This window comes from Citrobacter sp. CK185 (genome assembly GCF_030333565.1).
GTDB classification, from domain to species: domain Bacteria; phylum Pseudomonadota; class Gammaproteobacteria; order Enterobacterales; family Enterobacteriaceae; genus Citrobacter_B; species Citrobacter_B koseri.
This window is the reverse complement of sequence record NZ_JAOWFR010000026.1, coordinates 521,121-542,322: the sequence shown is the minus strand read 5'-3', so window position 1 is coordinate 542,322 and position 21,202 is coordinate 521,121. Positions and strand designations below refer to the sequence as shown.

Here is a 21,202-nt window from a genome sequence, read left to right as displayed (position 1 = left end):
AATAAAGCAAAAATTAAGTCTCTTCTTACGCCATTAAAAATATCCCACTCCTGTACTGTAAATCTGGTCATTACTGTAAAGAGATTACCGGCGGGAGCATTAATTTTGGGATTGCCTACAGAGTCAGATAAGAGCTACAGCATTTGCTATTCCACCCCGGGCCATATCAGGGCTGTTAACCATTTGTATGGCGTGACAACGCCTGTCCTTGATACCGCCAGAGTGCTTGAACTGGGCGCAGGGGAAGGTTATACACTGTATTCGCAGGCGCTGATGTATCCCAACTCGCGCTTTGTCGGCGTGGAGCTTGAGAGCGAAAACTCTCTTTCGTCGCAACAGGCTCTACTGGGCAGTGCGCCGGATAACCTGGCACTTTTTTCACTTTCTCTTGATGACTTACTCAGCCAGGATATCGGTGAATATGATTATATTATTATTCATGGCAGCTTTAGTTGGTTGAGTAATGATATTCGCGACCAACTCCTTGCGTTTTGCCAACAGCATTTAAGCCCTCAGGGTTGTATTGCCATTGAATGGGAATGCCATCCTGGTGCAAAAATAAACGAGATTATTCGCGACGCGGTACAAATTCATAGCAGTCTGGCGAATGATATCGAAACGCAAATCGCCAGTTCCCGGGCAATGTTAAGCTGGTTAAAGCTAAACGGCGTCACCGGAGAGGCTGCGTTTTTAAAAAATAGCGATACATTATCAGATTTGCTGATTAGCCATAGCCTTTTGCAAACACCAAACGAGTACCGTTACTTGCTTGAGTTTGCGGGTGTGATCGAGACTTTTGGCCTGGCTTATGTCGGCGACTTACTACCATGGACAGAGCTTGCGGCGCATTATGATGAAAAGATCCAACATCTACACAATGTGCTCAGTCCACTCAATAACAAAATTCTGATCCAACAGTATCTTGATTTTGCAGTGAATCGCGGCACGCGTTTTAGCCTGTTGACCCATAGCGACAATGCGCAAACGGTGTCTGTGTTGCCGGACCTGACGAAACTGAAAGATCTGCGTTGGGCAGGAAGTTTTCGCCGTCAGTCTCTGCAAGGAAGGATTCTCAACACGTTAACCGCAAATAGCGAAACGCCTGTCTCTACGGATGATATCGCTACGCTGGCTCTCCTTGATGCTCTCGGCGACGGCTGGCCCTCAAGCCTCACTTTCGAACAGCTCGTTTATAACGTTCGTCAGCCCGACTTAGAGGATAAAGCATGGCGGGAGGATATCAGCCAGTCACTGTCGGCTCTTTTTTTGAAAGGGTTACCTGACTTACATTTCTCTCTGGATAAGAGCGTTTACGATACCTGCCAGGCGGCGCCGGCACAGTGGGTGGCGGCGACAAGAGGTAAATATGCCATTAACCGCTGGCATGAAACTGTAGAACTGAATGACGAAGAGCTGTCGGCGATGTCTGCTCCGACGCCGGTGGTAACGGCGCAGAATGCGCAAATCTTGTTTAGTCTGGTTAAGAAGGGGATGGTGGCGGCTGCTCCCAAAGCCTGGCGGGCTTTTTTGCAGCAGCTTATCGGCCATTTTCCGGCTGAAGAAACCTGGCCCCTTGTTTTCTCGCTGATTCTTTATTCCGGTACGGAGGCCAACGGCGGCTTTTTACCTTCCGCCATAGCAACGCCGGGCAAGAAAAAGACATCCATGCCGGCTTTGGCCCCGGTGGAAGAGGCTTTTCATCGACAGTTAGAAAAGTTAATGCAGGAAGGCAGATTCCAGCAGGCGCGTGCGAACATTGAGCGGTTGGTTGCACAGAGACCAGATAATGTCCATGTGCACTATCTTCTGGCGAATTTTTATTTGCGTACTTCCGATTATGACGCCGGGCTGAAAGCCAGTATGTCGTTGCTTTCGTTGCAGTCGAGTAGCTGGCGTATTTTTTATGAGCTCTCCGCTATTTTTTATCGTAAAAACTGGCGTTGGCAAGCAGGGCGCCTGGCACGGGCGATCTTGCGCGCCGAACCTGGATATGCTGCGGCATGGGATCTTCTCAGTTCTCTTCATCGTGAAATGATGGAATATACGCTGGCGGAAATGTGTTCGCGTAAAGCAATAGAGATAGAACCGCGTTCTGCGGGCATTATTGAGAATCTGGGAACGATCCTTGGTGATCAGTCAAAAATGAGCGAGGCGATCCCTTATTTACGCCGTGTGGTCGAGCTGGAGCCGGGTAATTTTAATGCCTTCACCAACTTACTGTTTGGACTGACGCACAGCACAGAGCTTACAGCGCAGGATCTGCTGGAAGAACATAAGCAGTTTGGCCTGGCCGCTGAACGTTGGGCGAGTAAACAGCCGTTTACTATCACTCATACGCGCGAAGAGAAATCTCGCTTACGTATCGGATTTGTTTCTGGAGATTTTGGCCGCCACCCGGTGACGAATTTTCTCGCGCCGGTCTGGTATTCGCTGGATCGCGATCGCTTTGAAATATACGGTTACCAGAACTCTTCACTACAGGATGAGGTAACCGAGCGACTGATGGAGAGTGCCTGCGTATGGTCAAAAGTCACACATCTAAGCCACCTCGAATTTGCTGAGCAGGTTAAAAGGGATGGAATTGATATCCTTGTCGATCTCTCCGGGCACACTGGTTATAACCGTTTGCCGGCTTTTGCGTTAAAACCAGCACCTGTCCAACTTTCCTGGATCGGTTATCCCGGAACCACGGGAATGGCGACGGTAGATTATTACCTTATTGATAGTCGTTTTGCGGAACCGGGCGTTCTGGATTCTGCCTTTGTTGAAAAATTAATTTATCTTCCAGCGGTTCAGCAGTTCCATCCGAATAAAGAGAGCCCTGATGTTGGCCCATTGCCTGCGCTGAAAAATGGCTTTATCACTTTTGCCAGCTTTAATCGCCCGAAAAAAATCAATGATGAGGTTGTTCGCATCTGGAGCAAGATCTTGCACAGCATACCTGATGCGCGTTTGCTTATCGGCTATATGTCTGACAGCAATATGGTTAACCATTTCAGAATGTTGTTTAAAGAGCAGGGCATTAATGAGGAACGGTTGCTATTCAGGCAAAAGATGTCGCTGCATGAGTATCTGGCATTACATAACGACATTGATGTTTTGCTGGATACCTTTCCTTATACCGGGGGGACGACGACCTGGCATGCGATCTGGATGGGTGTTCCTACATTAACTATTGCCGGGGACACCATCGCTTCCAGGCAGTGCAGTGCCGGGCTGAATTTTTGTGGGCTGCAGGATTTTGTGGCCGTTGACAAAGAACAGTACATCGCTAAGGCGGTTTTGTTGTCTGAACAAACCCATGCGTTGGCTGAGTTGCGCCAGTCGCTGCGCTCTCGCCTGAAAGAGAAGAGTGTATCTCAGGTGCGAGAAGCCATTTATTTCGAGCGGGCGCTGGAGATTATCTGGCAGCGTTATTGTCAGGGGTTGCCGCCTGCGCCAGTGGTGATTAATAGCGATACATAATGGGCGAACTGGTGTGAGTGAGGCATTTACGGCGAAGAGGTTATGTAGGGCTGGTGGGGGAAGAGAGTGAATAACACATTGACTGATGCTATAGGTGGATATTTCCCCCTCGAAACGGCGTTAATAAGCCAGACGTTGTATTCTGATGCACAGTGTTTCAGTTCTGCGCGTGCGGCCTTTTATGCTCTATTGAAAAAAGGGCAACCTTCAGCACTCTGGATGCCGCGCTGGATCTGCAATGCAATGCTATCGCCTGCCGAAACGTTAGGCATTCCCGTACGTTTTTATTCTCTGGACGCCGCGTTTGCTCCTGCGGACGATCTTCAGCCAGAAAACGGTGACTGGGTGCTTGCGGTTAACTATTTTGGCCTCGTCGATAACCTGGCTCAGTCGCTCATGGAACGGTTTAATCCACAGCAGATCGTCTGGGATCACTCTCAGGCCTTTTTCTCCGCGCCGCAACCCGGTCTGGCAACGATCTACTCACCCAGGAAATTTTTCGGCGTTCCCGATGGCGGGATGCTGGCTGGTGCAATACAGGTGGATATCCCTCCGACAGAGGAATCAGGTTCTCTTCAGCGCACTGGGCATCTTCTTATTCGCCTGGCGCAGGGCGCAGAGGCTGGCTACACCGCCTACCGACAGGCAGAGCAAACGCTGGAGGAACTACCGGGGGAAGGCATGTCTATGCTGACTCATCGTTTATTAGCTGGGATCGATTATCAAGCCTGTGAGCAGCGACGCCTTGAAAATTACCAGTACCTGTATCAGCGTCTTGCCTGTATCAATGCGCTAAATTTACCTGCCAGGCCAGAATGCGGCCCGCTTTGCTACCCACTACTGACTGAAAATGAAAATCTGCGCGAAGCGCTTCGTCAGCGCCGAATTTTTATTCCTGTTTACTGGCTTGATGCCTTGCAAAGAGTGAGTGTCGATTCGATTGAACACCGTTACATCAGACACATCCTACCGTTGCCTGTGGACCATCGTTATGGGCTGGATGAAATGCAATCTCTTGCAGATTTTGTGATTGCGTATCTCTCATATACCGGGGAAGGTTCTGATGAAAAAAATTAATGTCCTTATTTTCCCTTGCGGTGCAGAGAATGCGGGTGAGATTTATAGCGCGCTGCGCTATTCCGTCCATATTGGTCTGCTGCTGGGGGCATCGAGCGTAAGCGATCACGGGGAGTTTCGTTTTCCCGATTATGCCGGTGATATGCCCAATATTCATGCTGACGACTTCGACGCGCAATTTCTGCGACTGGTGAAAGAGAAGCAGATTGATGTCGTTTTCGCTACGCATGATTCTGTCGCGTTAAAACTTGCACAACTTAATGAACCCCGGCAGCACTACTTTTTGGTTAATGGCGATCGTCAGGTAACGGAGACGCTACGTTATAAAAGCGCTACCTATGCCCTATTTGACGATTGCCACTGGGTCCCTCATCGATACTGCGATCTTGCAACAATTGACGACTGGCCGGCGATCGTAAAACCAGACTGTGGACAGGGGGGAAATGGTGTACAGCGAGTAAATAACCGCCTGTCTCTGGAACAGGCGATTGAATCCGTCGCGCAGGCGATCGTGGTGGAATATCTGCCGGGAGAGGAGATCACCGTCGACTGTTTCACTGACCGAAACCGCCGTTTGATTTGGGCTGGGCCTCGTACCCGTGAACGTGTTCGGGCGGGTATCAGCATGCGTTCACGAGAGGTCGTTCTTGACGATGAAATAACCGACATTGTCGAAACGATAAATGCGCGACTGGCGCTTCGTGGCCCTTGGTTTGTACAGCTAAAACGCGACAGAACAGGGAAATGGAAACTGCTGGAGGTGGCCTGCAGGATTGCTGGCGCAATGGTTTTTCAGCGTGCCAGAGGGGTGAATTTACCGCTTATGGCTATCCATGACTTTATGGGACGCGATGTTGTCGCTCTCCCGGAAATGAGTGTCGGTATCGTTGATCGGGCCATTGTGTCCCGAACGCGAAGTGAACTCAACTATCAGCGAATCTATGTCGATCTTGACGACACCCTCATTATCGATGGTTTTGCGGTACCTGCCGTCATGGCGTTTTTATACCAGAGTCGGGCGCAGGGAAAAGCCATTACGCTGATTACTCGCCATGCGCAAAAACCTGAAGAAACCCTTATGTGCGCAGGGGTTGCGTTGAACCTTTTCGATGAGGTCATCCATCTGACTTCTGGAGAGCGAAAGTCAGAATATATACAGCCAAACAGTTTGTTTATTGATAACTATTTTCCTGAGCGGATGGATGTCCGAACGCTGAAAGATGTGCTCGTTCTGGATGTTGATGCCGTTGAGTTTTATTTGCGCTAAGAGAGCCTGTTATGTTGACTGACGAGCAAATTGCCGATTTTTGCCATGCGTTTATCGAGAAAGCCTCACCTCGTTATATCTTTGGACTGACGAGTTATGGTATTGAAATGGCAAAGGTATTTAACGTTGAGGGCATCATTGATAATAAAACAACGCAAACTCAGATTGACGGGTTTCCGATTATCTCTCTAAGTCAGGTTCCTTCGGACGCGTTGATTGTTTCTTCGATTATGGATGGCCGCCCGGTATCGGCATGGCGAACGCTGTCGGCAGCGGGACATAAACAGATCGATTACTTCAGCTTTTATCGCTATTTCAGCCACCTGTTAAGCAAGCCGACCTGGTATCATCAACCCGAATTTGTGCGCGACTACGCCGAGAACCGTGAAGCCTATGAGCGTATCCGTGCGCTCCTTGCGGATGATATTTCAAAGCGCACTTTTGACGATATCATCAACTTCAGGCTTACCAACAAGCTACAGTTTCTTGCGCAGTATAATATTTGCCTGAACGATCAGTACTTCGATCTGCCCTTTATTGGCGAATATGCCGAACATTTTATTGATTGCGGTAGTTTTGACGGCGCCACTTCCGTTGAGTTTATGCGTCGATTTCCCAGCTATAACACAGTATGTATCTTTGAACCAGAACCGCGCCAGGCGCAGAGTATTCAACAGGCGATGCAGGGCAGGGAAAATGTTTATGTTTATCCCTGTGGCGTCTCGCACAGCCAGCAGAAGCTGAGTTTTTCTTCCTCGGGGTCGACTTCGCATGCGAGCGAAGACGGGGGGATCGATGTTGAAATGGTAGCCCTTGACGATGTGTTAAAAGGGCGAGTGACGTTCATCAAAATGGATATCGAAGGTTTTGAGTCACAGGCTCTGGAGGGAGCAAAACGGATTATTCGTCAACAGCATCCACTGCTTGCCGTCTGTTGCTATCACAAACCTGATGATTTCAGAACATTGCCTGAGCAGGTGCTGGGTTATCGTGAGGACTACGACATCTACCTGCGTCACTATACGGAAGGGCTACTGGAAACCGTTTACTATTTTGTCCCCAGAAAAGGTGCACAATGAAAATCGGCATTATGCAGCCCTATCTATTCCCTTACCTGGGATATTTTCAACTGATTAATGCGGTCGATCAGTTTGTAATTTATGATGACGTAAATTATATCCGTCAGGGCTACATTAATCGTAATACTATTTTGATGGGGAACTCTCCTCAGCGCTTTACCGTTGCTGTGCCGGGCGCTTCATCTTTCAAAAAAATAAATACGTTAAGCTTTGACGTTAATGTTGCTAAGGTGCTGAAAACAGTTCATCAGGCTTATCATAAAAGGCCATATTTTGAACCAGTTTTTAGTATTGTTGAGAAGGTGTTGACCGCCGAGCAGCGCCAGATTCCCACGCTTTGCCAGTATGCGTTTAAAGAGATATTTGCTTGGCTTGGCATTGAAGTGTCACTTCACATGGCGAGTGATTTGAATTATTCATGTGATGAAACTGCAAGCGGGAGGGTGATGAACATTTGCCGAACTCTCGGTGGAGACCATTATATCAATAGTCCTGGTGGGCAGCATCTTTATCATTCTGATGAATTTGTCGCTCAGGGGATGAAACTGTCATTCATTAAAATGGATGATGTTCATTACTCTCAGGGTGGGGGTAAATTCCATGCCGGATTGTCAATTATTGATGTGCTAATGAACTGCTCCCCCTCTGAGGTGAAAGTGTTATTGGGGCAGTATCAGTTAATTTAATGCGGTGCGATGCGCTTTCGTTTATCGGTGCGGGCGGAGAAATTATGGATAAGAACATTTTTGTTACCAGTCCTTTATTGCCACCTCTTGATGAGTTTATTCCTTATCTGGAAGAAATATGGCAAAACAAACAATTAACCAATGCAGGTCCATTTCACCAGCAACTTGAAGAGGCGCTGGCGGAATATCTCGGTGTTGAACATTTGTGCCTGTTTGCAAACGGTACGCTGGCGTTGCTAACTGCATTTCAGGCGTTACGCATCACAGGTGAAGTGATTACCACGCCGTATTCCTTTGTGGCAACGTCGCATTCGCTACTGTGGAATGGCTTAAAACCGGTTTTTGTCGATATTGACCCTGTCACCTGTAATATGGACCCACGGAAAATTGAAGAGGCAATCACGCCGCAAACTACCGCTATTTTGCCTGTCCATTGTTATGGCATCCCCTGTGACACAGCGCATATTCAGCAGATTGCTGATATTTATGGTCTGAAAGTGATTTACGATGCAGCACACGCTTTTGGTGTTAAGCGGGAAGGGACAACCATTTTGCGCGAAGGCGACTTATCTGTCTTGAGTTTCCATGCCACAAAAGTATTCAATACGATAGAAGGCGGAGCGATTATCTGCCATGATAAAAAAACGAAACAACGCATTGATTATTTGAAAAACTTTGGTTTTGCCGGGGAAACCACCGTTGTGGCGCCTGGCATAAATGGCAAAATGAATGAAGTTCAGTCAGCGTTTGGTTTATTGCAACTTCGCCATATCGATAAAGCATTAGCTGAGCGCGCGGCGCTGTTTGATAACTATAAAACACTCCTGGCTGATATTCCTGGTATCTCACTGCTGATCCCGCCGGATAATATTGCATGGAATCATGCTTATTGCCCAATTATGGTTTCGGATGCGTTTCCTGTTTCGCGAGATGGGGTTTATGATTTATTAAAGTCCCACAATATTATGCCCCGTCGTTATTTCTACCCATTAATTAGTAGCTTCCCAATGTATCGTGCGCTGGAGAGCGCCAGACAAGATAAACTTAAAATTGCGCAATTACGTGCAGATGAAGTCCTTTGTTTGCCTCTCTATCCTGGCCTTGAGAAAGAGGTACAGGTAGAAATTGCTTCATTGTTAAAAGGAGTGAGCGAAAATGTGAGTAGTGACTCATCAGCGTTGAAAACTGATGAGATTTTTGCCGAGCGCGTTGCCTGATTTTTAGATCCCCTGAGGGGAATTGGGGGTTATAAATAACGGTAACCCCCAAATAACCCCTCATTTCACCCACTATTCACCCGATTAAAACCCCTCCAGAATCGGATAATCATGCCGATAACTCAACTAACGCAGGGCTGTTTATCGTGAATTCACTGTATACCGCTGAAGGTGTAATGGATAAACACTCGCTGTGGCAGCGTTATGTACCGCTGGTGCGTCACGAAGCATTGCGCCTGCAGGTGCGTTTGCCGGCGAGCGTGGAACTGGACGATCTGCTACAAGCGGGCGGTATCGGGTTATTGAATGCAGTTGACCGATATGACGCTCTGCAAGGAACGGCATTTACCACTTACGCAGTGCAGCGTATTCGTGGAGCGATGCTGGATGAACTACGCAGCCGTGACTGGGTGCCGCGTAGCGTCCGGCGCAATGCTCGCGAAGTGGCGCAGGCGATGGGGCAACTGGAGCAGGAATTAGGGCGCAACGCGACGGAAACTGAGGTGGCGGAGCGGCTGGCTATTCCTGTGGAAGAGTATCGTCAGATGTTGCTTGATACCAATAACAGCCAACTCTTCTCTTATGACGAGTGGCGGGAAGAGCATGGCGATAGCATTGAGCTGGTGACGGAAGAACACCAGCAGGAAAACCCGTTACAACAGCTCCTTGAGAGCAATTTACGCCAGCGTGTGATGGATGCGATTGAATCGTTGCCAGAACGCGAACAGCTGGTGTTGACGCTGTATTACCAGGAAGAGCTCAATCTGAAGGAGATTGGCGCGGTGCTGGAAGTCGGCGAGTCACGGGTAAGCCAGTTGCACAGCCAGGCCATCAAACGTCTACGCACCAAGCTGGGTAAGTTATAAAGGGCGATCGTCGTCGCCCCTTAATAGTGCCGCACAACGTATTGACTACCAGGAGTTCTCATGACGGTGCAGCAATCTAAAAGACGGCCACTAAGCCGCTACCTCAAAGACTTTAAACACAGCCAGACGCATTGCGCTCATTGCCATAAATTGCTCGACAGGATCACGTTGGTTCGCCGGGGGCAGATTGTCAATAAAATCGCGATTTCCCGCCTGGATACGCTGATGGACGACGCACAATGGCAGGAGGAGCAGAAGGAGTGGTCGGCGCTGTGCCGTTTCTGCGGCGATCTGCACTGCAAAGAGCAGAGTGACTTCTTTGACATCATCGGTTTTAAACAATTTTTGTTTGAGCAAACCGAAATGAGCCACGGCACCGTGCGTGAATATGTCGTACGCCTGCGTCGCCTGGGCAACCATCTCACCGAACAGAACATCTCTCACGACCTGCTACAGGAAGGTTTTCTTGATGAAAACCTGGCCCCGTGGTTACCCGAAACCAGCACCAATAACTATCGGATCGCGCTGCGTAAGTACGAACAGTATAAAACGCATACGCATGCCGGACAGATGCAGAAATCATCCCGGATGGCTACTTCTGATATATATTAAAAATGAATAACATGTAGCGGAGTCGTGTTTGTGATTAGCAGCAAACCCTCTACACTACGGTCATTAATGACAACATTCGGGGTAACTATGAAATTAGCACTTCTGGGACGTCAGGCTCTGATGGGTGTGATGGCAGTTGCACTTGTCGCCGGGATGAGCGTGAAGAGTTATGCAGATGAAGGTCTGTTAAACAAAGTAAAAGAGCGCGGCACGCTGCTGGTAGGCCTGGAAGGGACTTACCCGCCGTTCAGTTTTCAGGGTGATGACGGCAAACTGACCGGGTTTGAAGTGGAGTTCGCAGAAGAACTGGCGAAACACCTCGGCGTAAAAGCCTCGCTGAAACCGACCAAATGGGACGGTATGCTGGCGTCGCTGGATTCCAAACGTATTGATGTGGTTATCAACCAGGTCACCATCTCCGACGAACGTAAGAAAAAATACGATTTCTCAACACCTTATACCATTTCTGGTATTCAGGCGCTGGTGAAAAAAGGCAATGAAGGCAGCATCAACACGGCGGCTGACCTGAAAGGTAAGAAGGTCGGCGTTGGTCTGGGAACAAACTACGAAGAGTGGTTGCGCCAGAACGTACAGGGTGTAGACATTCGCACCTATGATGACGATCCGACGAAATACCAGGATCTGCGCGTAGGCCGTATTGACGCTATTCTGGTGGATCGCCTGGCCGCATTGGATCTGGTGAAGAAAACCAAAGACACGCTGGCCGTTACCGGCGAAGCGTTCTCCCGTCAGGAAGCCGGTGTGGCGCTGCGTAAAGGCAATGAAGATCTGCTGAAAGCGGTAGATGGCGCCATTGCCGATATGCAGAAAGACGGCACGCTGAAAGCGCTGTCTGAGAAATGGTTTGGCGCAGATGTGACTAAATAATCGTCATAATTGCAAAAAAAGGCGCTTTAATACGGCGCCTTTTTTATTTCATCCGTTTGAACGTGCATAATAAAAAGAACATCACAACAATGAATACCGGAGGCTTTATGCCACTGCATAATTTAACGCGGTTCCCACGCCTGGAATTTATTGGCGCGCCAACGCCACTCGAATACCTGCCGCGTTTATCTGATTATCTGGGTCGCGACATTTTCATTAAACGCGATGACGTAACGCCGATGGCAATGGGCGGGAATAAACTGCGTAAGCTTGAATTTCTGGCTGCCGATGCGCTGCGTGAAGGCGCGGATACGCTGATTACGGCGGGCGCCATCCAGTCGAACCACGTTCGCCAGACGGCGGCGGTAGCGGCAAAACTGGGATTACACTGCGTTGCGTTACTGGAAAATCCCATCGGTACGACGGCGGAAAACTACCTGACCAACGGCAATCGTCTGCTGCTGGACCTTTTTAATACGCAAATTGAGATGTGCGACGCGCTGACCGATCCTGACGCCCAGCTACAGGAACTGGCGACCCGTATTGAGGCGCAGGGTTTCAGGCCGTATGTGATTCCGGTCGGCGGCTCCAGCCCATTAGGCGCAATGGGATACGTGGAAAGCGCGCTGGAAATCGCCCAGCAGTGCGAGGGCGCGGTACAGCTGTCCTCCGTGGTGGTGGCGTCGGGAAGCGCCGGTACGCACGCCGGGCTGGCGGTAGGTCTGGAACAATTGATGCCAGATGTTGAGTTGATCGGCGTGACCGTGTCGCGCAAGGTTATCGATCAGAAGCCTAAAGTGGTTACGCTGCAACAAGCGATTGCTAAAGAGCTGGAACTGACCGCCTCGGCGGACATCCTGCTGTGGGACGACTATTTCGCGCCGGGATACGGAACGCCGAATGAAGAGGGGATGGAGGCCGTGAAGCTGCTGGCGCGCCTGGAAGGCATTCTGCTTGACCCGGTCTATACGGGGAAAGCGATGGCGGGCCTGATCGATGGCATCAGCCAGAAGCGCTTCAAAGATGAAGGTCCGATTCTCTTTATTCATACCGGTGGGGCGCCAGCGCTGTTTGCCTACCATCCTCACGTGTAACTTCCGGGTAGAAAAACACTCATGCAAGAAAGTATCCAACTGGTGATTGACTCGCTGCCGTATCTGCTTAAAGGTGCGGTGTTTACGCTACAGCTGAGTATTGGCGGGATGTTTTTCGGCCTGCTGCTGGGCTTCATTCTCGCGCTGATGCGTATGTCGCCCCTGCTGCCTGTCCGCTGGCTGGCGCGTTTTTATATCTCCATTTTTCGCGGTACGCCGCTGATTGCCCAGCTTTTTATGATCTACTACGGCCTGCCGCAGTTTGGCATTGAGCTGGACCCGATCCCGGCGGCGATGATTGGCCTGTCGCTGAATACCGCAGCCTACACTTCGGAAACGCTGCGTGCGGCGATCTCTTCTATCGACAAAGGTCAGTGGGAAGCCGCGGCAAGTATCGGTATGACGCCGTGGCAAACGCTGCGTCGCGCGATTTTGCCGCAGGCCGCCCGCGTGGCGTTGCCGCCGCTGAGCAACAGTTTCATCAGCCTGGTGAAAGATACCTCCCTGGCCGCCACGATTCAGGTGCCGGAACTGTTCCGTCAGGCGCAGCTGATTACCTCGCGTACGCTGGAAGTCTTTACCATGTATCTGGCGGCATCGCTGATCTACTGGGTGATGGCGACGGTACTTTCCGCGCTGCAAAACTATTTTGAAGAGCAGCTTAACCGCCAGGAGAGAGAGCCAAAATGAGTGCGATTGAAGTTAAAAACCTGGTGAAAAAGTTCCACGGTCAGACGGTGTTGCACGGCATCGACCTGGAGGTGAAACCTGGTGAGGTGGTGGCGATTATCGGCCCCAGCGGTTCCGGTAAAACAACGCTGTTGCGCAGCATTAATTTGCTGGAGCAGCCTGAGGCGGGCACCATCAAAGTGGGCGACATTACCATTGATACCGCAAGCTCGTTAAACAAGCAAAAAGGGCTAATTCGCCAGTTGCGTCAGCATGTGGGGTTCGTATTCCAGAACTTTAATCTGTTTCCGCACCGTACCGTACTGGAGAACATCATTGAAGGGCCGGTGATTGTGAAAGGCGAACCCAAAGCCGAAGCAACGGCATTAGCGCGGGAACTGCTGGCGAAGGTAGGACTGGCCGGGAAAGAGACCAGCTATCCGCGTCGTCTGTCCGGCGGGCAGCAGCAGCGTGTGGCGATTGCCCGCGCGCTGGCGATGCGCCCGGAGGTGATTTTGTTTGATGAACCGACTTCCGCGCTCGACCCTGAGCTGGTGGGGGAGGTGCTCAGTACGATACGCCAGCTGGCGCAGGAAAAGCGCACGATGGTCATTGTGACGCATGAAATGAGCTTTGCGCGCGACGTGGCTGACCGGGTGATATTTATGGATCAAGGGCGCATTGTGGAGCAGGGCGCGGCCAAACCGTTATTTGCCAATCCTCAGCAACCACGCACGCGTCAGTTTCTTGAGAAGTTCCTGATGCAATAAGTGTTTTTGCGCACTCGCCTGAAATAATCCCGTTTTGGGCGAGTGTATTTGAATAAATATCAATAATACCCGCCTGATTATAGCCGTAATCCCTTTGTGTTCTCCTGCCGGGTGAAACACACCTCAAGTAATTCGCCATCTGACCGATATTTTCTACATATAAACTTCATTTATGTGTTAGCTTGTTTTAAACATTATAATGATTATCAATCTCAGGGGTGTTACCGTTTAGTATGCAGGAAAATGATTTCTTCACCTGGCGACGGAGTATGCTGGTACGCTTTCAGGAAATGGCGACGGCAGAAGATGTCTACACTGAATTACAACATCAGACACAGCAGCTTGAATATGATTATTATGCGCTGTGCGTTCGCCATCCCGTCCCGTTTACGCGGCCAAAAATCTCCGTTCACACCACGTACCCGCAAGCGTGGGTGGCGCATTATCAGTCTGAAAACTATTTCTCTATTGATCCGGTATTAAAGCCGGAAAATTTCCGCCAGGGGCATCTGGCATGGAATGATGCCTTATTTAGCGAAGCGCAGTCGCTATGGGACGCGGCGCGCGCTCATGGTCTACGCCGGGGGGCGACGCAATGCCTGATGCTGCCGAATCGGGCGCTGGGCTTCCTCTCTGTCTCCCGGGCGAACGCCCGCCATGCGCCGTTTGCACATGATGAAATTGAACTCCGGTTGCAACTGCTGGTGCGTGAGAGCCTGTCGGCGCTGACGCGGCTGGAGGATGAAATGGTGATGACGCCAGAAATGCGCTTCAGTAAGCGAGAGAAAGAGATCCTGAAGTGGACGGCGGAAGGAAAGACGTCATCAGAGATCGCGATGATTCTGTCAATCTCAGAGAACACCGTTAACTTTCATCAGAAAAACATGCAGAAAAAGTTTAACGCGCCGAATAAAACGCAGATTGCCTGCTATGCGGCCGCGACGGGCCTGATCTGAAAAAACGAATGTTCTGCGTGCCAGACGCAAAACCGGCTGAAAGTTTCCCTCTCAGCCGGTTTCCTGTTACTGGCGGTAAGCTTGTTTAATTTGCTTAACAGTGCTGGAAAATACCGCGGCCTGCGTTTCATCTTCAATCTGCGCGATCTGTTTTTCCATCTTAAGAATCACGCGCCCTGCGTCGGCTTGCCCCATTGCCTGTAGCATCAGGGTCAACATGGCTTTCAGGCAGGTGACTTCATTGGCCAGTTCTTGATTATTCTCGGCAGTGGAAAAATCAGGCGTACTCATTTATTTTCCTCGTTATGTTTCAGTGAAAAAGTGCGATGGCAAATGTTAAGGCGGCGGAGTATACCATAAGCTGCGCCAAAAATAGCAGTGGTTGTTTTTTGATCGCAAATCAAACCAGCGCCATTAAAATAAACAACGCCTTGCGAGGCATATATTTTCCTCATTTTTTTGTTTACCTCGCGTATTTCGCGCGTTAATTATTGTTACAAACTTGCTTGCCTATTTAGCATTTCGACGGAATTGAGTGAATTTTTTGTCACTATTCTGAAACTATTATGCAGAAATAGAGGGTAAAAAAAGGCCGTTAGCTGTGGGAGTTTCCACGAAGCGTACAATCTAATTTCCAAAAACGAGAGCAAAATCGAATGCCCCACGTTTTTTACGTTTCAAAGTTGAGATAAAACCCGCTAATATAGGGTCGATTAACTATCAGTAGCGTTATCCCTATTCTGGAGATATTCCTTTGATCAACGTTCTTCTTGTTGATGACCACGAACTGGTGCGCGCAGGGATACGACGCATTCTGGAAGATATAAAGGGCATAAAGGTTGTCGGTGAAGCCTGTTGTGGCGAGGACGCCGTAAAGTGGTGCCGCGCGAACGCCGTCGACGTTGTGCTGATGGACATGAACATGCCCGGAATCGGCGGTCTTGAGGCGACGCGCAAAATTGCCCGCTCAAGCGCTGATATTAAAGTGATCATGCTGACGATCCATACGGAAAACCCGCTACCGGCGAAAGTCATGCAGGCCGGAGCCGCAGGGTATCTGAGTAAAGGCGCTGCGCCTCAGGAAGTGGTTAGCGCGATTCGTTCGGTTTTTTCCGGGCAGCGTTATATTGCTTCAGATATCGCTCAACAGATGGCGCTGAGCCAGATTGAGCCTGAGAAAACAGAAACGCCTTTTGCCAGTTTGTCTGAACGCGAGTTGCAGATTATGCTGATGATCACCAGGGGCCAGAAGGTTAATGAGATCTCAGAACAACTGAATCTCAGTCCTAAAACGGTGAACAGCTATCGCTACAGAATGTTCAGTAAACTAAACATTCATGGTGATGTTGAGTTGACTCACCTGGCAATTCGCCACGGCCTGTGTAATGCGGAGACGTTAACAAGCTAGTGAGTGTTCTGTTTGATGCGAAAGCATTTTTAAAAACCGTGACCAGCCAACCCGGCGTTTATCGTATGTATGATGCCGGTGGTACGGTTATTTATGTCGGTAAAGCGAAAGACCTGAAAAAACGGCTTTCCAGCTATTTCCGCAGCAACCTTGCTTCGCGAAAAACCGAAGCATTGGTTGCGCAAATTCAGCAAATTGATGTCACGGTGACGCACACCGAGACTGAAGCGCTATTGCTCGAACACAACTACATCAAATTGTATCAACCGCGCTATAACGTGTTATTGCGCGATGACAAATCCTACCCTTTCATCTTTCTCAGCGGTGACACTCATCCACGCCTGGCAATGCATCGCGGGGCGAAACATGCCAAAGGTGAATACTTTGGCCCGTTCCCGAACGGGTATGCCGTGCGTGAAACCCTGGCCCTGCTGCAAAAAGTCTTTCCCATTCGTCAGTGCGAAAACAGCGTCTACCGCAACCGCTCGCGTCCTTGTCTGCAATATCAGATTGGCCGCTGCCTCGGACCGTGCGTAGAAGGACTGGTGAGTGAAGATGAGTATGCGCAGCAGGTGGAGTACGTTCGGCTGTTTTTATCCGGGAAAGACGATCAGGTTCTGACCCAATTGATCGCCCGAATGGAAAAAGCCAGCCAGAATCTGGAATTTGAAGAGGCCGCGCGCATACGCGACCAAATTCAGGCTGTGCGCCGCGTTACTGAGAAACAGTTTGTCTCCAATACCGGCGACGATCTGGACGTTATCGGCGTGGCGTTCGATGCGGGTATGGCCTGTGTGCATGTGCTTTTTATCCGCCAGGGCAAGGTGCTGGGCAGCCGTAGCTATTTCCCGAAAGTGCCGAACGGGACGGAACTGGGCGAAGTGGTGGAAACGTTCGTCGGCCAGTTCTATCTGCAAGGCAGCCAGATACGCACGCTGCCTGGAGAGATCCTGCTGGATTTCAACCTGAGCGATAAAACGCTGCTGGCGGACTCTTTGTCCGAACTGGCCGGGCGGCGTATTAATGTGCAGACCAAACCGCGCGGCGATCGCGCTCGTTACCTGAAGCTGGCGCGAACCAATGCCGCGACGGCGCTGATCAGCAAACTGTCGCAGCAATCGACGATCACGCAGCGTCTGACCGCGCTGGCAAGCGTGCTGAAGCTGCCTGCGGTGAAGCGGATGGAGTGTTTTGACATCAGCCACACGATGGGAGAACAGACGGTGGCCTCCTGCGTGGTTTTTGACGCTAACGGGCCGCTGCGTGCGGAGTATCGTCGCTACAACATTACCGGAATTACGCCGGGCGATGATTATGCGGCGATGAATCAGGTTCTGCGCCGACGCTATGGCAAGGCGATTGAAGAAAGTAAGATTCCTGACGTTATTCTGATTGATGGCGGTAAAGGCCAGCTTGGTCAGGCGAAGACCGTTTTTGCTGAACTGGATGTGCCGTGGGATAAAAATCATCCTTTATTGTTGGGCGTTGCTAAAGGCGCCGATCGTAAAGCCGGTCTGGAGACGTTGTTCTTTGAACCCGAGGGGGAGGGCTTTAGCCTGCCGCCGGATTCGCCTGCGCTGCACGTTATTCAGCATATCCGCGATGAATCGCACGATCACGCCATCAGCGGGCACCGCAAAAAACGGGCGAAGGTGAAAAACACCAGCACGCTGGAAACTATCGAAGGCGTCGGGCCAAAACGTCGACAAATGCTGTTGAAATATATGGGCGGTTTGCAAGGACTACGTAACGCGAGTGTTGAGGAAATTGCAAAAGTGCCGGGTATTTCGCAAGGTCTGGCAGAAAAGATCTTCTACTCGTTGAAACATTGAGGTCTCTGTAGCAACATAGGGGTAATTTCTCTGACAACAGATAGTTACCCGTCACTATGCAATTTAATATCCCTACGTTGCTCACGCTGTTTCGCGTCATTCTGATCCCATTCTTTGTATTGGTGTTTTATCTGCCATTTACATGGGCTCCCTTCGTTACCGCGCTAATCTTCTGTATCGCCGCCGTGACCGACTGGTTCGACGGTTTTCTGGCGCGTCGCTGGAACCAGAGTACGCGTTTTGGCGCGTTCCTTGATCCGGTGGCGGATAAGGTGCTGGTGGCGATCGCCATGGTGCTGGTGACGGAGCATTATCACAGCTGGTGGGTGACGCTGCCTGCCGCGACCATGATTGCGCGTGAAATTATTATTTCCGCGCTGCGTGAATGGATGGCCGAGCTGGGCAAACGCAGCAGCGTGGCGGTCTCCTGGATCGGCAAAGTGAAAACCACCTCGCAAATGGCGGCGCTGGCGTGGCTGCTGTGGCGTCCAAACATTTGGGTGGAATATGCCGGGATCGCGCTTTTCTTCGTTGCTGCCGTGCTGACGCTGTGGTCTATGTTCCAGTATTTGAGCGCTGCACGCGGGGATTTGCTTGATCAGTGATCGTTTCGCCGCAAATTTCAGCAAACGATCGTGGGTGGCGAAAAATATCGTTGACTCGTTGCGTCAGGTAAGTAGAATGCAACGCATCGAACGGCGGCGCAGGTTGCCAGACGATAACAAAATCAAGTGATTAACAAAGTTACTTGATGATGCGGGAATAGCTCAGTTGGTAGAGCACGACCTTGCCAAGGTCGGGGTCGCGAGTTCGAGTCTCGTTTCCCGCTCCAGTTTAAAGACATCGGCAATAGCGGGTGTCTGGCTGAAAAGCCTGAAGAATATGGCGCGTTAGCAAAGCGGTTATGTAGCGGATTGCAAATCCGTCTAGTCCGGTTCGACTCCGGAACGCGCCTCCACTTTCTTCCCGAGCCCGGATGGTGGAATCGGTAGACACAAGGGATTTAAAATCCCTCGGCGTTCGCGCTGTGTGGGTTCAAGTCCCACTCCGGGTACCATGGGAAAGACAAGAATAATCAAAGCAATAAGCAGTGTCGTAAAACCACCTCCGGGTGGTTTTTTTGTGTCTGTCATCTGCTCGCTGATGATCTTGTCTGCCATTCCTTCCCCAATAAGTATCCCTTACTTCGTCAGCCATGTAAGATAATTGCGGGCGAGAGTATTTCACTGAGGAAAAGCGTTATGAAAACAGGACCGTTAAACGAAAGCGAGCTGGAATGGCTGGATGATGTACTGACAAAGTACAATACCGATCACGCGATTCTGGATGTGTCAGAGTTGGATGGTTTACTGACGGCTGTACTCAGTTCGCCGTATGAGATTGAGCCAGAGCAATGGCTGGTCGCGGTATGGGGTGGGGCGCAATATGTTCCGCGCTGGTCCTCTGAAAAGGAGATGACGCGTTTTATGGAACTGGCGTTTCAGCATATGGCGGATACGGCAGACAGGCTTAATGAGTTCCCGGAACAGTTTGAACCGCTGTTCGGTCTGCGTGAAGTCGAAGGTCATGAGCTGACCATCGTGGAAGAGTGGTGCTTTGGCTATATGCGCGGGGTCGCGCTCTCTGACTGGTCCACCTTACCGGATACGCTACAACCCGCGCTGAAAGCCATTGCGCTGCACGGTACGGAAGAGAACTTCGCCGTGGTTGAAAAAATGTCACCAGAAGCGTTTGATGAGAGCGTTAACGCGATTCGTCTGGCCGCCCTGGATTTACACGCGTACTGGATGGCGCACCCGCAGGAAACGCCGGTGCAGGTGCCGGTAAGAGCGGAAGTAAAGGTGGGGCGCAACGATCCTTGTCCCTGCGGCAGCGGTAAAAAATATAAACAGTGCTGTCTGCACTAAACACAAAAAAGGGGCTTAACGCCCCTTTTGTTTTATCCCACTTTAGGTAGCAGGCCGGCGGCGATACAGAACTGTACGCCGATCACCACTATCCCACAGGTAAAGACGAGGGCTAATGCCGGAACGCCGCCCGCGACGCGATACGTTGCCTGCGGATTATGCTTCCTGCTTTGCCACGCGAGCAGGGAAGGGATCAGCAACGCCAGTACCGCCAGCGCGACGCCAGCGTATCCCAGCGCCATCACAAAGCCGCGCGGGTAAAAGAGTGCGAACGCCAGTGGCGGCAGGAAGGTAATCGCGCCGGTTTGCAGACGCCCGGCGACGGTGTTGCGTCGCTGGAACAGATCTGCCAGATAATCAAACAATCCCAGTGCCACACCCAAAAACGATGTCGCCAGCGCCAGGTCGGCAAACAGATGTACCGCCAGTTCAACGTGCGGCGAGGCAACCACCTCACGCAAGGCCTGCAACAGGCCATTTAACCCGGCATGATCGGCCAGCAAGCCCATAAAGGTAGAGGAGTTGATACTGCCGAGCGTGGCAAGCTGCCAGAAAATGTATGCCACCAGCGGGATTGCGCTACCGGTGATAAACACCCATCGCAGTTTGCGAATATTACCGTTCATATAGCTGACGATGCTGGGTACGCTGCCGTGAAAACCGAACGACGTAAAAATGACCGGAATTGCTGATAACGCCAGACCCTGTTGCAGCGGCAGCGTAAGCAGATTCACTTTATGAATATGCGGCATCAGCAGCGCCAGCATGGCGATCAGGAAAATAATTTTGGCGCTGAAGAGAAAGCGGTTGAACAGATCGACCAGCGAGGTTCCGACGCACACGACGCCACCGGCAACCACGGTGAACAGCAAAACGCCCATCGCCGGAGACATATCGGCACCCGTCCAGTCGCTGATGCTTGAGGCCAGCAGTTCGCCAGCCCCGCTGATATAGGCCGCTGTGAGCGCATACATCAGAAACATCATGCTAAAGCCGGTGATCCATTGCCCATAACGTCCGAGGTAGCGTTTTGCCAACGTTCCTAACCCGGTATCTGCCGGAACGTGCTGATATACTTCCAGGAGCAACAGCGCGGTGTAGCACATTAATGCCCATAACCCAATCAATAACGCCAGTGTGACGCTGAAACCAACGCCAGCGGCGGCCAACGGCATCGCCAGCATACCGGCGCCGATAGTGGTGCCCGCCACGATAAAAACACTACCCAGAGTTCTATTTTTCACGCTTTCCTCTGTCCCAGAGATAATCAACGGTTATATCTGCGGCGCAGGGTAAGGCATAACATTATTTTCGTCAAATGACCGTTACAACATGTGTATACCATTGTTTACGAAAATTGGCATGAAGGCGTGCGCCACCACGATTGCATCGGCTGTGCATGTAAACCT

At 50.7% G+C, this 21,202-nt stretch carries 20 protein-coding genes and 3 tRNA genes; 20 read left to right on the top strand and 3 right to left on the bottom strand.

What is annotated here, in order from left to right; all coding sequences use genetic code 11:
* The first annotated feature begins 105 nt into the window (after positions 1–105).
* The 13 genes from OGV79_RS17280 to sdiA all read left to right on the top strand — a co-directional run bounded on the left by OGV79_RS17280 (position 106) and on the right by sdiA (position 14,646).
* Positions 106–3,465, top strand: coding sequence for an O-linked N-acetylglucosamine transferase family protein (locus OGV79_RS17280; protein WP_275166010.1), 3,360 nt, complete (start codon positions 106–108; stop codon positions 3,463–3,465).
* A 66-nt stretch (positions 3,466–3,531) separates the two neighbouring features.
* Positions 3,532–4,542, top strand: coding sequence for a hypothetical protein (locus OGV79_RS17275; RefSeq protein WP_200075726.1), 1,011 nt, complete (start codon positions 3,532–3,534; stop codon positions 4,540–4,542).
* Positions 4,529–5,809 (top strand): ATP-grasp domain-containing protein, encoded by a 1,281-nt coding sequence (locus tag OGV79_RS17270; protein ID WP_047463093.1) that lies wholly within the window; start codon positions 4,529–4,531, stop codon positions 5,807–5,809. Before OGV79_RS17275 ends, OGV79_RS17270 begins: the two co-directional genes overlap by 14 nt.
* A gap of 11 nt (positions 5,810–5,820) precedes the next feature.
* Entirely contained in the window at positions 5,821–6,888 is a 1,068-nt protein-coding gene (locus OGV79_RS17265; protein WP_052194485.1) for an FkbM family methyltransferase, read from the top strand.
* Complete coding sequence (locus tag OGV79_RS17260; protein ID WP_134769317.1) at positions 6,885–7,574, top strand: WbqC family protein; 690 nt, start codon at positions 6,885–6,887, stop codon at positions 7,572–7,574. Before OGV79_RS17265 ends, OGV79_RS17260 begins: the two co-directional genes overlap by 4 nt.
* Before the next feature lie 44 nt (positions 7,575–7,618).
* Entirely contained in the window at positions 7,619–8,791 is a 1,173-nt protein-coding gene (locus OGV79_RS17255) for a DegT/DnrJ/EryC1/StrS family aminotransferase (RefSeq protein ID WP_052194516.1), read from the top strand.
* Positions 8,792–8,937: 146 nt separating this feature from the next.
* A complete protein-coding gene (fliA, locus tag OGV79_RS17250; protein ID WP_024130237.1) occupies positions 8,938–9,657 on the top strand; it encodes an RNA polymerase sigma factor FliA in 720 nt (239 codons plus the stop codon).
* A gap of 60 nt (positions 9,658–9,717) precedes the next feature.
* Positions 9,718–10,269, top strand: a complete 552-nt coding sequence (gene fliZ, locus OGV79_RS17245) for a flagella biosynthesis regulatory protein FliZ (protein WP_012131925.1) — start codon at positions 9,718–9,720, stop codon at positions 10,267–10,269.
* Positions 10,270–10,356: 87 nt separating this feature from the next.
* On the top strand, positions 10,357–11,157 hold the full coding sequence (gene tcyJ, locus OGV79_RS17240) for a cystine ABC transporter substrate-binding protein (RefSeq protein WP_024130238.1): 801 nt from the start codon (positions 10,357–10,359) through the stop codon (positions 11,155–11,157).
* 107 nt (positions 11,158–11,264) lie between these two features.
* On the top strand, positions 11,265–12,251 hold the full coding sequence (gene dcyD, locus OGV79_RS17235; protein ID WP_024130239.1) for a D-cysteine desulfhydrase: 987 nt from the start codon (positions 11,265–11,267) through the stop codon (positions 12,249–12,251).
* A 21-nt stretch (positions 12,252–12,272) separates the two neighbouring features.
* The gene (gene tcyL, locus OGV79_RS17230) at positions 12,273–12,941 is read left to right on the top strand and encodes a cystine ABC transporter permease (RefSeq protein WP_198447565.1); all 669 of its coding nucleotides are present in this window, start codon (positions 12,273–12,275) and stop codon (positions 12,939–12,941) included.
* A complete protein-coding gene (tcyN, locus tag OGV79_RS17225; protein WP_012131929.1) occupies positions 12,938–13,690 on the top strand; it encodes an L-cystine ABC transporter ATP-binding protein TcyN in 753 nt (250 codons plus the stop codon). Before tcyL ends, tcyN begins: the two co-directional genes overlap by 4 nt.
* Positions 13,691–13,923: 233 nt before the next feature.
* On the top strand, positions 13,924–14,646 hold the full coding sequence (sdiA, locus tag OGV79_RS17220; RefSeq protein ID WP_049011659.1) for a quorum-sensing transcriptional regulator SdiA: 723 nt from the start codon (positions 13,924–13,926) through the stop codon (positions 14,644–14,646).
* Between the two features lie 66 nt (positions 14,647–14,712).
* Here sdiA and OGV79_RS17215 read toward each other — a convergent pair whose 3' ends face one another.
* On the bottom strand, positions 14,713–14,937 hold the full coding sequence (locus tag OGV79_RS17215; RefSeq protein WP_012131931.1) for a DUF2594 family protein: 225 nt from the start codon (positions 14,935–14,937) through the stop codon (positions 14,713–14,715).
* A gap of 19 nt (positions 14,938–14,956) precedes the next feature.
* Positions 14,957–15,004 (bottom strand): hypothetical protein, encoded by a 48-nt coding sequence (locus tag OGV79_RS21725; protein WP_418222342.1) that lies wholly within the window; start codon positions 15,002–15,004, stop codon positions 14,957–14,959.
* A gap of 396 nt (positions 15,005–15,400) precedes the next feature.
* Here OGV79_RS21725 and uvrY point away from each other — a divergent pair, with 396 nt between their 5' ends.
* From uvrY to OGV79_RS17175, 7 genes are all read left to right on the top strand, one after another.
* Entirely contained in the window at positions 15,401–16,054 is a 654-nt protein-coding gene (gene uvrY, locus OGV79_RS17205; protein WP_012131932.1) for a UvrY/SirA/GacA family response regulator transcription factor, read from the top strand.
* Positions 16,054–17,886, top strand: a complete 1,833-nt coding sequence (gene uvrC, locus OGV79_RS17200; RefSeq protein ID WP_286468744.1) for an excinuclease ABC subunit UvrC — start codon at positions 16,054–16,056, stop codon at positions 17,884–17,886. Before uvrY ends, uvrC begins: the two co-directional genes overlap by 1 nt.
* 56 nt (positions 17,887–17,942) lie before the next feature.
* Positions 17,943–18,491: a CDP-diacylglycerol--glycerol-3-phosphate 3-phosphatidyltransferase gene (gene pgsA / locus OGV79_RS17195; RefSeq protein ID WP_012131934.1), complete on the top strand. Its 549-nt coding sequence runs from the start codon at positions 17,943–17,945 to the stop codon at positions 18,489–18,491.
* Positions 18,492–18,642: 151 nt separating this feature from the next.
* Positions 18,643–18,718 (top strand) — tRNA-Gly (locus OGV79_RS17190).
* A gap of 52 nt (positions 18,719–18,770) precedes the next feature.
* Positions 18,771–18,844 (top strand) — tRNA-Cys (locus tag OGV79_RS17185).
* A 12-nt stretch (positions 18,845–18,856) separates the two neighbouring features.
* Positions 18,857–18,943, top strand: a tRNA-Leu gene (locus tag OGV79_RS17180).
* 184 nt (positions 18,944–19,127) lie between these two features.
* Positions 19,128–19,793, top strand: a complete 666-nt coding sequence (locus tag OGV79_RS17175; RefSeq protein WP_110494117.1) for a YecA/YgfB family protein — start codon at positions 19,128–19,130, stop codon at positions 19,791–19,793.
* Positions 19,794–19,825: 32 nt separating this feature from the next.
* Here OGV79_RS17175 and tyrP read toward each other — a convergent pair whose 3' ends face one another.
* Positions 19,826–21,037, bottom strand: a complete 1,212-nt coding sequence (gene tyrP / locus OGV79_RS17170) for a tyrosine transporter TyrP (protein ID WP_286468743.1) — start codon at positions 21,035–21,037, stop codon at positions 19,826–19,828.
* Positions 21,038–21,202: the final 165 nt, after the last annotated feature.